This is a genomic window from Bacillus sp. AFS023182 (genome assembly GCF_002560575.1).
Classification (GTDB): domain Bacteria; phylum Bacillota; class Bacilli; order Bacillales; family Bacillaceae_G; genus Bacillus_A; species Bacillus_A arachidis.
Map to the genome: position 1 here is coordinate 70,649 of NZ_NTRO01000013.1, position 14,700 is coordinate 85,348.

A 14,700-nucleotide genomic window follows, 5' to 3' on the forward strand; every position below is an offset into this window, starting at 1 on the left:
TATGAATGAAAAAGATATGGTGAACGATTATTTAGCGGAGTTAAATGCTAGTTTAACGGGTTATGCGAATTACATAGCGCAATCGGATAACGCACAGTTACATCAAACGTTGATTCACATTCGAAATCAAGATGAATTAAGGCAACGTAAGGTATATGAATATGCGAAGCAAAAAAATTATTATCAACCAGCTGCTCCTGCGAATCCAATGGTTGTTCAGCAATTGAAAAGTCAGCTAAATGCACAATAATAAAATACGAAAAAGCGAGTGANNCTCGCTTTTTCGTATTTGTATATATCAATACATATGTGTGAAATATTTTTCTAGTTGTAACAAATATGACGAAAAATTTTTAGGGTATGTCACAAAAAGTACAAAAAGATTGTTCAATATTTCACAAAGTATCCATGGTTTCTATAGTGCGAATCTCTATAATAAAAAGTGTAAAGAACAAAAACATTACATAATGATTTAGGAGAGGTTCTTATGAATAGAAACACAAGAAAAATCGCAATTATTGGCACTGGATTAGTTGGATCAAGCTGCGCATATTCAATTGTGAATCAAGGTATCTGTGAAGAACTAGCATTAATTGATATAAATTATGAACGTGCAGTTGGAGAAGCGATGGATTTATCACACTGCATTAACTTTACAAATACAAGAACAAAAGTATATGCAGGTACTTATGAAGACTGCAAAGATATGGATATTGTTATTATTACAGCAGGTCCAGCTCCAAAACCAGGACAAAGTCGCTTGGATACTTTGGGAGCAAGCGCGAAGATTATGGAAAGTGTTGTAGAAGGTGTAATGGCAAGTGGATTTGATGGCATCTTCTTAATCGCATCAAATCCAGTTGATATTATTACTTATCAAGTTTGGAAAGTGTCTGGTTTACCAAGAAACCGTGTGCTTGGTACAGGAACATCTTTAGACTCTTCACGCTTGAGAACAATTTTATCTGAAATGCTTGAAGTGGATCCTCGTAGTATTCACGGTTATTCATTAGGTGAGCATGGTGACTCTCAAATGGTTGCCTGGTCTCATGTTACAGTTGGCGGGAAACCAATCTTGCAAATTTTAGATGAACAAAAAGAGCGTTTCGGCGAAATTGATTTAGATGAAATTGTTGAGAAAACTGCTAAAGCTGGTTGGGAAATTTATAAACGTAAAGGAACTACTTATTACGGTATTGGGAATTCACTAGCTTATATCGCACGCTCTATCTTTAATGATGATCATTGTGTAATCGCTGTTTCAGCCATTTTAGATGGTGAGTACGGTGAATATAATATTTGCACAGGTGTACCAGCAATTATTACAAGAGATGGTGTGAAAGAAGTCGTTGAACTAAACTTAACAGAAGCCGAGGAAAGCCGATTTGCACAATCCAATGATATTTTACGTGACTATATGAAAACAATCGGTTACTAAACTAGGAGAAGGTGAAACAGATGAAGGACTATATAATGTCTCGTGTTTTTAAAGGTTCTGCCGGAATTGCACAAGGTATTTTCGTATCACTTGGAATTGGTTTACTGATAGAAAATATAGGAAGAATTGTTGATATTCCGATGTTAATTACAATTGGTGTTGTCGCGAAATCACTTATGGCACCAGCAATTGGAGCAGGGATTGCTTTCATGCTTGGAGCAAACGGGCTTGTCATTTTCTCAGCGATGGTCGCCGGGGCGATTGGAGCAGGATCGATTTCGATTACTGAAGCTGGTCTAATCATTAAAACTGGTGAACCGATCGGTGCATTATTAACAGCAACTCTAGCGGTCTATATCGGTAAACGATTAAGCGGGAAAACTGCTTTAGATATGATGCTCGTTCCATTTGTGGCAATACTAGGCTCAGGCATAGTTGGTATTTGGTTAGCTCAAAATATTAGCCCTGTTTTAAATATAGTTGGAGCGTTTATTAAAGATAGCTCAGCTGGTAGCCCATTTATTGCTTCTATTGTACTTTCAGTTGTTTGGGGACTATTACTTATTTCTCCAGCATCATCAGCTGCTTTAGCAATTGCGCTTAGCCTAGACGGTGTTGCAGGCGGTGCAGCACTTGCAGGATGTGTAGCTCAATTTATCGGATTCTCTGTTATCTCAGCAAAAGAAAACAATTTGGGTGGTATTTTAGCACAAGCGCTTTGTACTCCGAAAGTACAGTTGCCGAACATTACTAAAAATCCAATGATTCTCGTCCCAACTGTCGTTGCCAGCGCCATTGTGGGTCCTGTATCTGCACTAATTTTTCACTTGGAAGCAGGTAAAGAAATTGCAGGTCTTGGATTAAGTTCTTTGATTGCACCAATTAATTTAATTTCCAGCCAAGGATTTGATGTTGTACCAGCGATGGTTATCACTTACATTGTAATTCCAGTAGCTGTTTCTTATATCATTTACATTGCGCTAAAAAAAGCAGGCCGAATTCATTCAGGCGATATGACTGTGCCACAATCTTAATTGCCAAACAACATATTACATTGAAAATCTCCTTTATATAGATAAAAGCAGACTGAAGAAGCCACAGTCTGCTTTTTTGTTACATTTTATAGGTTTGTTTTACTGGGATTGTAACAGTTTCTTTTCTGTTAACTAATAATAATTGCACACCGAGGTACAATGTGCTCGCCAATGCCATGCCAGAAACTGCATCTAAGAAGGCATGCTGTTTTGTGAATAATGTCGATAAAATAATGAGTGTACCAAAGAACGTAAGGATCCAATATTCCCACTTATGCTGCTCTCTTCGCTTATAAGCAGCTAACATAATGACAAATGTTGTGAGAACGTGGATGCTAGGGAAACAGTTTACAGGTTGATCAATACTATAAATATAACGAACTAAGTCAGAAAATACATCTGTCCCTACTACTGTAGGGCGGGGTACTGTTGTTTGCCACAAATAGTAAATCGAAAAGCATGTTAGTTTTCCAAGGATAACGCTGCTTAATGTTACATAATATTGTTTACGATCAGCGAAACAATAGTAAATGAGTGCTCCATATAAGTATGGGAACCAAAGTAAATACGGAATAATAAATACTTTTACAAACGGAATCCAATCATCAACTATAGTCGTAACGTCGACGGCATGAACGCCAGATTTATTTAGTACATCGTAAAGCGGACTTACGAGTACGAGTAGAAGTATATAACTTAAGGGAAGAAAAGATGAAAGTTTATATTTTTTCATGAAAATCTCCTAGTGTTTAGTAATGTAAGTAAATCCAATTGATTATAATATAGAAAATCAAAATGAGCTATCGATTTTACTTACATTTTTTTGAATTTGCCTTACATTTTTGTCACTTGACTTTTGAGATGGGGGGAGTAAGAATGAAGCGTTTGCTGAATTTTTGTTTTCTTATATTGTTATGTCTAATAGGGGTGGGGTGTGCACAAAATAAGGATATACCACCTGTTCAAGAGTATAGCGGAAGGGCATTGGCTATTGGAGTTGTGGGTGAGGTACCAAAGGATACGTTTAGAAATATAAAGTTTGAGAAAATAAAGTTAGATGAAATGAAGGAGAGATCTGAAGAAGTTGACGGATTTCTCGTTATGAAAGAACATTTTGAAGAAGCATCAAAAGAAAAATATACAGATCTATTTTTAGGGTTGAAAAAGCCAGTGTTTTTTATTGGTTTAAAGGATCGGCCCTATTTCATTTTTACTGAAAAAGATTTAGATTATCATAATGCGCCAAGAAATGGAGCAATGATGTATACACAAGGATTTGTAAACGTTGGAAGTGGTGAGGGACAAATTTGGGGTACCGATTTATACAATGATACGATTTCAGAACAAAGCATTCATAATATGTATATATATGTATTTCAAACGATTGCGGATTATTTGAGTAGGCAGTAAGAAGCTCTTGATTTAGGAGCTTCTTCTGTTTGATTTATTTAATCAAACGTTTGTTTAAGATGTATGTTCGTGTTTATCCTGCTATTCGTGGGCAGTCATACTCCCACTTCAACATTCAGCACAAGCAAAGAGGTTAGATGGGAGATAAACTTCCAGTAAAACCCCAATTAGTGAGGGCAAATAATCAGTGGAGGATGAAGAAAACCCCGCTGATTAAAGTTTCACTTTATGGTGTTTAATCTATCAAATAAACGTTTGTTTAAGATATATGTTCGTGTTTAACATACACGATAAATTGAGAGGAAAATATTTTAAATATAAAAATGGCGGAAAATAAGGAAAATTTGCAGGGGAAAAGAAAATTGTGACGAAATAAGTTAAAGTTTGGAGAAGAATCGTTTGAAATAATAGAATGTTTTCTATATGATAAAGATAAAGGTTAGCAAAAAGTAGGTGAATTTATGACAGTAACATTTTATTCATATCCAAAGTGTGGCACATGTCAAAAAGCGAAAAAATGGTTTGAGGCAAACGATGTAGCATATGAAATGATTCATATTGTTGAAAATCCACCGTCAAAAGAAGATTTGCGTAATTTACATGCGAAAAGTGAATTGCCATTAAAAAAATTCTTTAATACAAGTGGAATGCGTTACCGTGAACTTGGCTTAAAAGATAAGTTAAAGGAAGCAAGTGAAGACGAATTGTTTGAGCTTTTAGCATCTGATGGCATGTTGATTAAACGTCCAATCGTAACAGATGGTACGAATGTAACACTTGGTTTTAACGAAGAGCAGTTTGAAAGTGTGTGGAAAAAGTACCAATAAGGTATTTTTACATAATTAATACATTCACTGGAGGTACAGTCATGAGCATTCCAAATCATTTACGTTACTCTGAAGAACACGAATGGGTAAAAACTGAAGGCAACCAAGTTGTTATCGGTATTACTCATTTCGCACAAAGTGAGTTAGGCGATATCGTATTCGTTGAACTTCCTGAAGTAGGTGCAACAATTGAGGCTGACGAGCCATTCGGCAGCGTAGAATCTGTTAAAACAGTTTCTGAATTATACGCACCTGTAAGTGGTAAAGTTGTGGCAGTAAACGAAGAATTAAGCGATCAACCAGAACTTGTTAACGAATCTCCGTACGAAGGTGCATGGATGGTTAAAGTTGAACTTTCTGATGCAAGTGAAGTAGAGAAGTTATTATCTGCAGAACAATACGCAGAAATGACAAACCAAGACTAATTTTAATCGAAATAAAAGGGACAGCCTATGTGCTGTCCCTTTTATTTTGCACTGTGAGCGAGCCGCTTCCGCTTTTCTTGATGTCTAGCTTCAGCGGCAAGAACAGTCAGTCGTTTCGCTCCTTCCTGCGAGGCAAAGGGCGCCTCTTCGTCAGAAGCTCCAACGTCCTCCCGTTCTGAGCGAGCTGCTTCCGCTTTTCTTGATGTCTAGCTTCAGCGGCAAGAACAGTCAGTCGTTTCGCTCCTTCCTGTGAGGCAAAGGGCGCCTCTTCGTCAGAAGCGCCAACGTCTTCCTGTTCTGAGCGAGCCGCTTCCGCTTTTCTTTGCAAAAATAAACAGGAAACAACATGAAAATATCGAATATACTATATACTAAAGTAAGGTTGTTTTTATAGTATATGGTGATCGGGTGATGACATATGGTCTATGTAGAGAAAGTCATTATTGTCGAAGGAAAATCAGATAGAAGAAAGATTGAATCTATTATTCGGGAACCAGTGGAAATTGTTTGTACAAATGGTACAATTGGTTTGTCGAAAATGGATGAACTCATTGATCAGTTTTTTGATAAAGATGTATATGTACTAGTGGATGCTGATGCCGCAGGAGAGAAGCTTAGAAAACAATTTCGGAAAGAATTCCCGCAAGCTGAGCATATTTACATTGATCGTTCGTATCGTGAAGTGGCAACTGCTCCTTCTAATCATTTAGCGAACGTATTATGGGGAGCTGACATTGACGTTTATACAGAATATTTACGGTAAGGAATGATAGAAGTGATTGACTGGACAGGTGTTGAAGTAACAGCTCTAATAGCAGACCAAGAAAAAACAGTATTATATGTATATACACCGATGTGTGGAACATGCCAATTAGCAAAGAAGATGTTAACAGTGGTAGAAGCTACTATATCTGAATTGGAAATAGGAATGTTAGATTTAAACTATGCACCTCATTTAGCGCAAGAGTATGAAGTAGAAAGTGTACCTTGTTTACTCGTATTTGAGCGGGGAACACTTATAAAGAAAATATATGCATTTCATTCGGTTGAATATTTATATAAAGAATTACAGTAGGCGGCAAAGTTTTTGCCGCCTCGACATATTTCTTGGGAAATATGCCTGAAAGATAGAAGTAGTACGTTATTTGTCGAGAGAAAGTAACAGGATTGCTCTTTGAGAAGATGGAATGGTATTAGTAGAAAGTGATATGAAGGATGTGACTAGAATGGGATTATATTCGTTGCTTCAATCATTTGTAACATATGCTAATGCACAATACCATTTAGAACCGCTTCTTCGGCAAGGGGAAAAAACAATCAATTTTCGTTTAGGAGACGAGAGGTGCTCACTTCAGATTTCAAGAGAGTATATACAAGTTTTGAAAGAGGCGCGCGGAACAGAACAATTGATTTGCTTTCAGGAAGAAAACTTACGGAGGTTAGTTACTGGGAATATTAGGTTACAAACATTGGTGAATAGCGGATGTGTTCAATATAACGGAACGTATCGTACGATGCTATTATTAGAATCAGTATTTCACATATGTAAACCAATGCGAGTAGGTGCTTAATATTCTGAAGTTTTACTTTTTGCGATTTTTTTTGTTGACATAGTGATTGTATGTTGATACAATTCAAGTCATAAAATATAGACAATTTAATAAATTTCAAATCAGACGAAAATTTAATCTGATTTCTCTTATCAAGAGAGGTGGAGGGACTGTGCCCTATGAAGCCCGGCAACCGTCAACTTTTATGTTGAAATGGTGCCAATTCCTGCAAAGCAAATGCTTTGAGAGATGAGAGGAAGGGATCATGTTGATATATGCATATAAACCTTTCTGCTCATTCTAGGGGCAGAAAGGTTTTTTTGTTGTTTGAATGAGGAGGACATTCGAATAATAAGAGGAGCTAGAGCGAAAGATTACTCACATGAAAAAATAAAAAAATTGTAGAGTGAACCTGAGCGAGCCGCGCCAGCTTCAGCGGCTAGAACAGTCGGTCGTTTCACCTCTTCCTGCGAGGTAAGAAGCACCTCTACGTCAGGGGTTCCAACACCCTCTTGTTCTGAGCAAGCCGCTTATGCTTTTTAAATAAAAAAAGGGGTGAACATCATGATTTTATTAGAAAATGTAAAGAAAATATATAAGTCAAAAAGCGGTGATGTCACTGCTGTGGATAATGCCAATTTACAAATAGAGAAAGGCGAAATCTTTGGTGTTATTGGATATAGTGGTGCTGGAAAAAGCTCTTTGATTAGGTTGTTTAATCAATTAGAGAAACCAACTTCCGGACAGATCACGATAGCTAATCGTGTTATTTCAGCAATTACTGGTAATGAACTTCGCAAGGCAAGACAAGAAATCGGAATGATTTTTCAACATTTCAACTTACTTTGGTCACGAACTGTACGTGAAAATATCGCTTTTCCACTTGAAATTGCGGGTGTTGATAAAGCGGAAAGAAGAAAGCGTGTGGAAGAGTTAATTCGTCTTGTTGGATTAGAAGGAAGAGGAGACGCATATCCATCTCAATTGAGCGGTGGGCAAAAGCAGCGTGTCGGTATCGCGAGAGCGTTAGCGAATAATCCAAAAGTTCTTCTATGTGATGAAGCAACTTCGGCTCTTGATCCAGAAACGACAGATCAAATTTTAGATTTACTATTAGATATTAATAAGCGCCTCGGTTTGACAATTGTACTAATTACACATGAGATGCACGTAATTCGAAAAATTTGTAATCGCGTTGCGGTAATGGAGAAAGGGAAGATTGTAGAAAGTGGTCCTGTACTTGACGTATTCCGTAATCCAAAACAGGATATTACAAAAAGATTTGTACAGCAGCTAACTGATTCAGAAGATACAAATGAAACAATTGAGAGTTTAATAGAAAAGTATCCAGATGGAAAAGTAATTCGCTTGCAGTTTATTGGTGAAGCGGTAGAACGTCCCGTACTTCAAAGGCTAATGCAACGCAGTGATATTGAAGTTAGCATTTTGCAAGGGAATATCGCACAAACGAATAACGGCTCTTACGGCAGTTTAGTCGTTCATTTAAACGGTGAGGAAACAGCGATCCAGCAAGCAATTCAAGGAATACATCAAGATCAAGTAGAGCTGGAGGTGATTGCACATGGATAAGTTACTCGCAAATGTAGATTGGAATCAAATGCTAGAAGCGACAGGTGAAACATTATATATGACGGCAATCGCAGCACTTGCGACATTTGGTTTCGGTCTTATTTTAGGATTGTTACTTTTCATGACGGCAAAGGATAATTTGTGGGAAAACAAAGCGATTCACACAGGGATTGGAGCATTTGTAAATATTTTTCGTTCTATTCCATTTATCATTTTAATTATTTTATTAATTCCATTTACGAAGATTCTTCTTGGAACAATTCTTGGAGCAAGCGCAGCACTACCGGCTTTAATTATTGGAGCAGCACCGTTTTATGCAAGGATGGTTGAAATCGCACTTCGTGAAATTGATAAAGGCGTGATCGAAGCTTCAAAGGCAATGGGAGCGAAAACAAGCACAATTATTTGGAAGGTATTGATTCCGGAATCGCTTCCAGCGCTTGTATCTGGTATTACGGTAACGACAATTGCTCTAGTAGGTTATACAGCAATGGCTGGTGTTGTAGGTGCTGGTGGGCTTGGTACACTGGCATATTTAGAAGGATTCCAGCGTGGAAATAACGATGTGACCATTGTAGCAACAATTTGTGTATTACTCGTTGTTTTCTTGATTCAATTTATTGGTGATTTTGTTACAACTCGAATTGATAAACGATAAAATAAAACGGGGAAGGGTGTTTATATCATGAAAAAATTATTACTTACAGCACTTATTTCAACTTCAATTTTTGGGCTAGCAGCTTGTGGTGGGAAAGATAAAGATGAAAAGACACTTGTTGTGGGAGCTTCTAACGTACCGCATGCTGTTATTTTAGAAAAGGCAAAACCTTTACTTGAGAAAAAAGGAATTGAATTAAAAATTGAAAAATTCCAAGACTACGTGCTTCCGAATAAATCATTAGCAGATAAGGACTTAGATGCAAACTACTTCCAGCACATTCCATACTTAGAAAAAGAAATAAAAGATAAAAAATATGATTTTGAAGTAGCAGGGAAAATTCACTTAGAGCCAATAGGAGTATATTCTCAAAAATATAAAAGCTTAAAAGACCTTCCAGACGGAGCAACAATTATTATGAGTAACTCTGTTGCTGACCATGGACGTGGTTTAGCAATCTTACAAAAAGAAGGTATTTTAAAAATTAAAGATGGTCTAGATCCTGTTAAAGCAACTACGAAAGATATTGCAGAAAATCCGAAAAACTTGAAGTTCAAAACAGATATTGAGCCTGGTTTATTACCACAAGTGTATAACAATAAAGAAGGCGATGCGGTTTTAATTAACTCAAACTATGCGATTGATGCAAAATTAAACCCAGAGAAAGACGCGATTGCAATTGAAGGAAATGACTCTCCATATGCAAACGTAGTTGCCGTTCGTAAAGGCGATAAAGATAAAAAAGAAATTAAAGCTCTTATAGAAGTGTTACATTCTAAAGAAATCGAAGACTTTATTAATAAAGAATATAAGGGAGCTGTTGTTCCTGTAAAAGAATAATAGGTTATAAAAAGGGCTGGTAAATGCCAGCTCTTATTTTGTACCTAGTAAAACTCATATGCGATAAAAATTCTAAAAATTACAAAAAAGAGGGTGAAACCTAATGAAGAAAATTATATTATCCATTTTTATAGCAGTCTTTGTATTTGCATTAGCTGCTTGCGGCGGGAAAGATGAAAAGACACTTGTTGTGGGAGCATCTAATGTACCACATGCTGTTATTTTAGAAAAAGCAGAGCCTATTTTAGAGAAAAAAGGTATTAAATTAAAAATTAAAAAATTCCAAGATTATGTATTACCAAATAAAGCGTTAGCTGATAAAGACATTGATGCGAATTATTTTCAACATATCCCTTATTTAGATAAAGAGATTCAAGAAAAAGGATATAAAATTGTAAGTGCAGGAAAAATTCATTTAGAACCGATGGGAATCTATTCTAAGAAGTATAAAAGTTTAAAAGACCTTCCAAATGACGGAACGGTAATTATGAGTAATAACGTAGCAGAACGTGGTCGTATGCTTGCATTATTGCAAAAAGGCGGCGTCATTAAACTGAAAGATGGTGTAGATATCGTTAAAGCAACAGTCAAAGATATTGTCGAGAATCCAAAGAACTTGAAGTTTAAAACAGATGTTGAGCCAGGGCTTTCACCAAAGTTATACGAAAATAATGAAGGTGATGCGTTATTTATTAACTCAAACTATGCAATTGATGCAAAATTAAACCCAACAAAAGATGCAATTGCTATTGAAGGATCAGAGTCTCCTTATGCAAATATTATTGCCGTTCGTAAAGGTGACGAAAATAGAAAAGAAATTAAAGAGCTTGTAGAAGTGTTACACTCGAAAGAAATTCAAGATTTTATTAAGAAAGAGTACAAGGGAGCAGTACTTCCAGTAAGTGAATAGGCGTAGGAAAGGGCTAGGAAATTTCCAGTCCTTTTTTCTTTATATAAATAAGAAGAAAGGTGTATCATAGTAGGATGTGAGGGAAATACTTATGTACATTTGTGAAAAAATTGTTACTTTTTTTCAGTGTTTGCGATATCATTTTATTTGATATAAAATTAGAATGAGAATAAAATGAGAATGTGAACGTTTTAGGAATTTTTAAAATGTATATATAGGATTAATGGAGGTATTGAGATGGCTGGTTCTACATTAACGGTTAAAGACTTACATGTATCAATCGATGGTAAAGAAATTTTAAAAGGTGTAAACCTTGAAGTAAAAGGTGGAGAAATCCACGCAATTATGGGACCTAACGGAACGGGTAAATCAACTTTATCTTCTGCAATTATGGGTCACCCAAAATATGAAGTAACAGAAGGTAGCATCGTAATCGACGGTGAAGATGTATTAGAAATGGAAGTAGATGAGCGCGCACAAGCGGGTCTATTCCTAGCAATGCAATATCCAAGTGAAATTAGCGGAGTAACAAACGCTGACTTCTTACGTTCTGCAATTAACGCACGACGCGAAGAGGGCGATGAAATTTCTCTTATGAAATTTATCCGTACATTAGATAAAAATATGGAATTCCTAGAAATGGATCCAGAAATGGCACAACGCTACTTAAACGAAGGTTTCTCTGGCGGTGAGAAAAAACGTAATGAAATTCTTCAATTAATGATGATTGAGCCAAAAATCGCAATCTTAGATGAGATCGACTCTGGTCTTGATATCGATGCATTAAAAGTTGTATCTAAAGGTATTAACGAAATGCGCGGCGAAGAGTTCGGTTGCCTAATGATTACGCATTACCAACGTTTATTAAACTATATCACTCCAGACTTCGTTCACGTTATGATGAACGGTCGCATTGTTAAATCTGGTGGCCCTGAGCTTGCACAACGTTTAGAAGCTGAAGGTTACGACTGGATCAAAAAAGAATTAGGTATTGAAGACGAAACAGCAGAGCAAGAAGCGTAAGAGAGGAGCATAAACATGACAATCGGTACATTACCTTTCGATCAAGAAACAATCCGTCAGCGCGCAAGCGAAGTAAACGAAGCTGCTTGGTTGACTGAGTTCCGCTTACAAGCTCTTGCACAAGCAACTGAACTTCCAATGCCAACGCCTGATAAAACAAAAATTGATAAATGGGACTTTATCGGAAAAGGCGCTACTCCTAAGCAAGAGCCTGTAAGTTCTTTAGCAGAACTTCCAGAAGCAGTGAAAAATTTAATCGATGAAAATAATAGTGTACTTGTACAACGCACTGGTACAACTGCATTTGTTTCTTTAGCTGATGAAGCAAAAGAAAAAGGTGTTATTTTCACAGATATCGTAACAGCTGCAACTGAGCATGCTGAACTAGTACAAAAGTACTTAATGCAGGGCGGCGTGAAAGTGGATGAACATCGTTTAACAGCACTTCATGCAGCATTAATCAACGGCGGTGCATTTGTATATGTTCCGAAAAACGTTGTTCTTGAAACACCACTTCAAGCTGTATTCTTAGTAGACGGCGAAGAAGCAAACGTATATAACCACGTATTATTTGTAGCTGATGCTAACAGTTCTGCAACATACGTAGAAAACTACGTAGCAAACGAAAATATTACAGGTATTGCAAATATCGTGGCTGAAGTAATTGTAGAACAAGGTGCACAAGTGAAATTTGGTGCAGTTGATCTATTAGCGAAAGATGTAACATCTTACGTAAATCGCCGCGGCGTTGTTGGTCGTGACGGCCGTCTTGAGTGGGCATTAGGTCTTATGAATGACGGAAATACAATTTCAGAGAACGTAACGAACTTAATGGGCGACGGATCATTTGCTGATACAAAAACAGTAACAATTGGCCGTGGTAACCAAACGCAAAACTTTACAACAAAAGTTGTTCATTTCGGTAAACACTCTGAAGGTTTCATCTTAAAACACGGTGTACAAACAGATAGTGCAACATCTATCTTTAACGGAATTGGTAAGATTGAACACGGTGCATCTAAATCAAATGCACAACAATCTTCTCGTGTTCTTATGTTAAATGAAAAAGCACGCGGTGATGCAAACCCAATTCTTCTAATTGATGAGGACGATGTAATGGCAGGTCACGCAGCTTCTGTAGGCCGCGTAGATCCAGTACAACTATACTACTTAATGAGCCGTGGTATTCCGAAGAAAGAGGCAGAACGTTTAGTCATCCATGGATTCTTAGCACCTGTAGTAAATGAGCTTCCAATTGAAGGAGTAAAAGCACAGCTTGTTGAGGTAATTGAAAGGAAAGTTCGCTAATGGATATTCATGAAATACGCAAACAGTTTCCAATTCTTGATCAAAAAGTAAACGGCAAACAACTTGTTTATTTCGATAGTGCAGCAACTTCTCAAAAACCAATTCAAGTCATTGAAACGTTAGAACGTTACTATAAAGAATATAATTCTAACGTGCATCGCGGTGTTCATACGCTCGGTACAAAAGCTACCGATGCGTATGAAGGTGCACGTGAGAAAGTTCGCAAGTTTATTAACGCGAAATCAATGGAAGAAATTATTTTCACGCGCGGAACAACAACTGCATTAAATACAGTAGCAGCGAGCTATGGCCTGGAAAATGTAAAAGAAGGCGATGAGATTGTCATCTCTTACATGGAGCACCATAGTAACATCATTCCGTGGCAACAAGTTGCGAAGAAAACAGGCGCGACTTTAAAATATCTTCCGCTTCAACCAGACGGAACAATCTCTATTGAAGATGCTCGTCAAACAATTACACCGAATACAAAAATCGTTTCTATCATGTATGTGTCTAACGTACTTGGAACGATTAACCCTGTAAAGGAAATTGCAGAAATCGCTCATCAAAACGGTGCAATTATGGTCGTAGACGGTGCGCAAAGTACACCTCATATGAAAGTAGATGTACAAGATTTAAATTGTGATTTCTACGCATTATCCGCTCATAAAATGTGCGGGCCTACAGGTATCGGCGTATTATATGGTAAGAAAGAATTGCTAGACAATATGGAGCCAGTTGAATTTGGCGGCGAAATGATTGATTTCGTAGACTTACAAGATTCTACGTGGAAAGAGCTTCCGTGGAAGTTTGAAGCAGGTACACCGATTATCGGTAATGCGATCGGACTTGGAGCGGCAATTGATTTTCTAGAAGAAATCGGTCTTGATAATATTGAAAAGCATGAACATGAATTAGCGCAGTACGCTTTAGAAAGACTATCAGAAGTAGATGGCGTTACAATTTATGGTCCAAAGCATCGCGCTGGTCTTGTTACATTTAATATTGATGAGGTACATCCGCATGATGTAGCAACAGTATTAGATGTAGAAGGTATTGCGGTTCGCGCAGGTCATCACTGTGCACAGCCGCTAATGAAGTGGCTAAAAGCTTCTTCTACAGCACGTGCAAGCTTCTATTTATATAATACAAAAGAAGAAATCGATACATTTGTTGAAGCGCTAACGAAAACAAAGGAGTATTTCACAAATGTCATTTAATAATTTAGATACGTTATATCGTCAAGTTATTATGGATCATTATAAAAATCCGCGTAACCATGGCGTGTTAGAAGATAGTGTTACCGTTAACTTAAACAATCCAACTTGCGGCGACCGTATTCAACTTACGATGAAGGTAGAAGATGGAATTGTACAAGAAGCGAAGTTTGAAGGAGAAGGATGCTCAATCTCCATGTCTTCAGCTTCGATGATGACACAAGCAGTAAAAGGAAAGAAAATTGAAGAAGCACTAAAGCTTTCTAAAATTTTCTCTGACATGATGCTAGGAAAAGAGTATGATGACAGCGTAGATTTAGGAGATATTGAAGCATTACAAGGCGTATGCAAGTTCCCTGCACGTATTAAATGTGCAACATTAGCTTGGAAAGCTTTAGAAAAAGGCTTAAACGAGGATAAGTAATGTAAGAGGGTCCTAAACACGAGGTTATCTAAGGAGGGACATACCA

The 14,700-nt window shown here is 37.2% G+C and carries 18 protein-coding genes and 1 riboswitch; of the genes, 17 read left to right on the plus strand and 1 reads right to left on the minus strand.

The genetic code is table 11. From position 1 onward, the window contains the following. Position 1: 1 nt before the first annotated feature. From CN288_RS06895 to CN288_RS06905, 3 genes are all read left to right on the plus strand, one after another. On the plus strand, positions 2-250 hold the full coding sequence (locus CN288_RS06895) for a spore coat protein (protein WP_026594160.1): 249 nt from the start codon (positions 2-4) through the stop codon (positions 248-250). 237 nt (positions 251-487) lie between these two features. Continuing rightward, the gene (locus CN288_RS06900) at positions 488-1,438 is read left to right on the plus strand and encodes an L-lactate dehydrogenase (protein WP_026594161.1); all 951 of its coding nucleotides are present in this window, start codon (positions 488-490) and stop codon (positions 1,436-1,438) included. Positions 1,439-1,458: 20 nt separating this feature from the next. Further along, positions 1,459-2,472 carry a PTS transporter subunit IIC gene (locus tag CN288_RS06905; RefSeq protein ID WP_026594162.1) on the plus strand — a complete coding sequence of 338 codons (1,014 nt, stop codon included), beginning with the start codon at positions 1,459-1,461 and terminating at the stop codon, positions 2,470-2,472. A gap of 79 nt (positions 2,473-2,551) precedes the next feature. Here CN288_RS06905 and CN288_RS06910 read toward each other — a convergent pair whose 3' ends face one another. Continuing rightward, positions 2,552-3,205: a phosphatase PAP2 family protein gene (locus CN288_RS06910; protein WP_026594163.1), complete on the minus strand. Its 654-nt coding sequence runs from the start codon at positions 3,203-3,205 to the stop codon at positions 2,552-2,554. 143 nt (positions 3,206-3,348) lie between these two features. Here CN288_RS06910 and CN288_RS06915 point away from each other — a divergent pair, with 143 nt between their 5' ends. The 14 genes from CN288_RS06915 (at position 3,349) to sufU (ending at position 14,654) form a co-directional block, all read left to right on the plus strand. Then, positions 3,349-3,882: a hypothetical protein gene (locus tag CN288_RS06915; protein ID WP_026594164.1), complete on the plus strand. Its 534-nt coding sequence runs from the start codon at positions 3,349-3,351 to the stop codon at positions 3,880-3,882. A gap of 461 nt (positions 3,883-4,343) precedes the next feature. Further along, positions 4,344-4,709, plus strand: coding sequence for an arsenate reductase family protein (locus CN288_RS06920; protein ID WP_090695081.1), 366 nt, complete (start codon positions 4,344-4,346; stop codon positions 4,707-4,709). Positions 4,710-4,750: 41 nt separating this feature from the next. Then, positions 4,751-5,134, plus strand: coding sequence for a glycine cleavage system protein GcvH (gene gcvH, locus CN288_RS06925; protein WP_026594166.1), 384 nt, complete (start codon positions 4,751-4,753; stop codon positions 5,132-5,134). A gap of 418 nt (positions 5,135-5,552) precedes the next feature. Continuing rightward, positions 5,553-5,897 carry a toprim domain-containing protein gene (locus tag CN288_RS06935; RefSeq protein WP_026594167.1) on the plus strand — a complete coding sequence of 115 codons (345 nt, stop codon included), beginning with the start codon at positions 5,553-5,555 and terminating at the stop codon, positions 5,895-5,897. A 3-nt stretch (positions 5,898-5,900) separates the two neighbouring features. Then, positions 5,901-6,209 (plus strand): thioredoxin family protein, encoded by a 309-nt coding sequence (locus CN288_RS06940; protein WP_090695086.1) that lies wholly within the window; start codon positions 5,901-5,903, stop codon positions 6,207-6,209. A 151-nt stretch (positions 6,210-6,360) separates the two neighbouring features. Beyond that, positions 6,361-6,705 (plus strand): hypothetical protein, encoded by a 345-nt coding sequence (locus CN288_RS06945; RefSeq protein WP_026594169.1) that lies wholly within the window; start codon positions 6,361-6,363, stop codon positions 6,703-6,705. Between the two features lie 125 nt (positions 6,706-6,830). Next, positions 6,831-6,940: riboswitch (SAM riboswitch) on the plus strand. 308 nt (positions 6,941-7,248) lie between these two features. Further along, positions 7,249-8,274, plus strand: a complete 1,026-nt coding sequence (locus CN288_RS06955; RefSeq protein ID WP_026594170.1) for a methionine ABC transporter ATP-binding protein — start codon at positions 7,249-7,251, stop codon at positions 8,272-8,274. Further along, positions 8,267-8,932, plus strand: coding sequence for a methionine ABC transporter permease (locus tag CN288_RS06960; protein WP_026594171.1), 666 nt, complete (start codon positions 8,267-8,269; stop codon positions 8,930-8,932). Before CN288_RS06955 ends, CN288_RS06960 begins: the two co-directional genes overlap by 8 nt. Positions 8,933-8,959: 27 nt before the next feature. Next, positions 8,960-9,772: a methionine ABC transporter substrate-binding lipoprotein MetQ gene (metQ, locus tag CN288_RS06965; protein ID WP_026594172.1), complete on the plus strand. Its 813-nt coding sequence runs from the start codon at positions 8,960-8,962 to the stop codon at positions 9,770-9,772. 103 nt (positions 9,773-9,875) lie between these two features. After that, positions 9,876-10,682 carry a methionine ABC transporter substrate-binding lipoprotein MetQ gene (metQ, locus tag CN288_RS06970; RefSeq protein WP_026594173.1) on the plus strand — a complete coding sequence of 269 codons (807 nt, stop codon included), beginning with the start codon at positions 9,876-9,878 and terminating at the stop codon, positions 10,680-10,682. A 237-nt stretch (positions 10,683-10,919) separates the two neighbouring features. Then, complete coding sequence (sufC, locus tag CN288_RS06975) at positions 10,920-11,705, plus strand: Fe-S cluster assembly ATPase SufC (protein ID WP_026594174.1); 786 nt, start codon at positions 10,920-10,922, stop codon at positions 11,703-11,705. Positions 11,706-11,720: 15 nt separating this feature from the next. Further along, positions 11,721-13,013: a Fe-S cluster assembly protein SufD gene (gene sufD, locus CN288_RS06980; protein ID WP_026594175.1), complete on the plus strand. Its 1,293-nt coding sequence runs from the start codon at positions 11,721-11,723 to the stop codon at positions 13,011-13,013. Next, on the plus strand, positions 13,013-14,233 hold the full coding sequence (sufS, locus tag CN288_RS06985) for a cysteine desulfurase SufS (RefSeq protein ID WP_026594176.1): 1,221 nt from the start codon (positions 13,013-13,015) through the stop codon (positions 14,231-14,233). The genes sufD and sufS overlap by 1 nt, the downstream gene beginning before the upstream one ends. Continuing rightward, on the plus strand, positions 14,223-14,654 hold the full coding sequence (gene sufU / locus CN288_RS06990; RefSeq protein WP_026594177.1) for a Fe-S cluster assembly sulfur transfer protein SufU: 432 nt from the start codon (positions 14,223-14,225) through the stop codon (positions 14,652-14,654). Before sufS ends, sufU begins: the two co-directional genes overlap by 11 nt. Positions 14,655-14,700 lie beyond the last annotated feature (46 nt).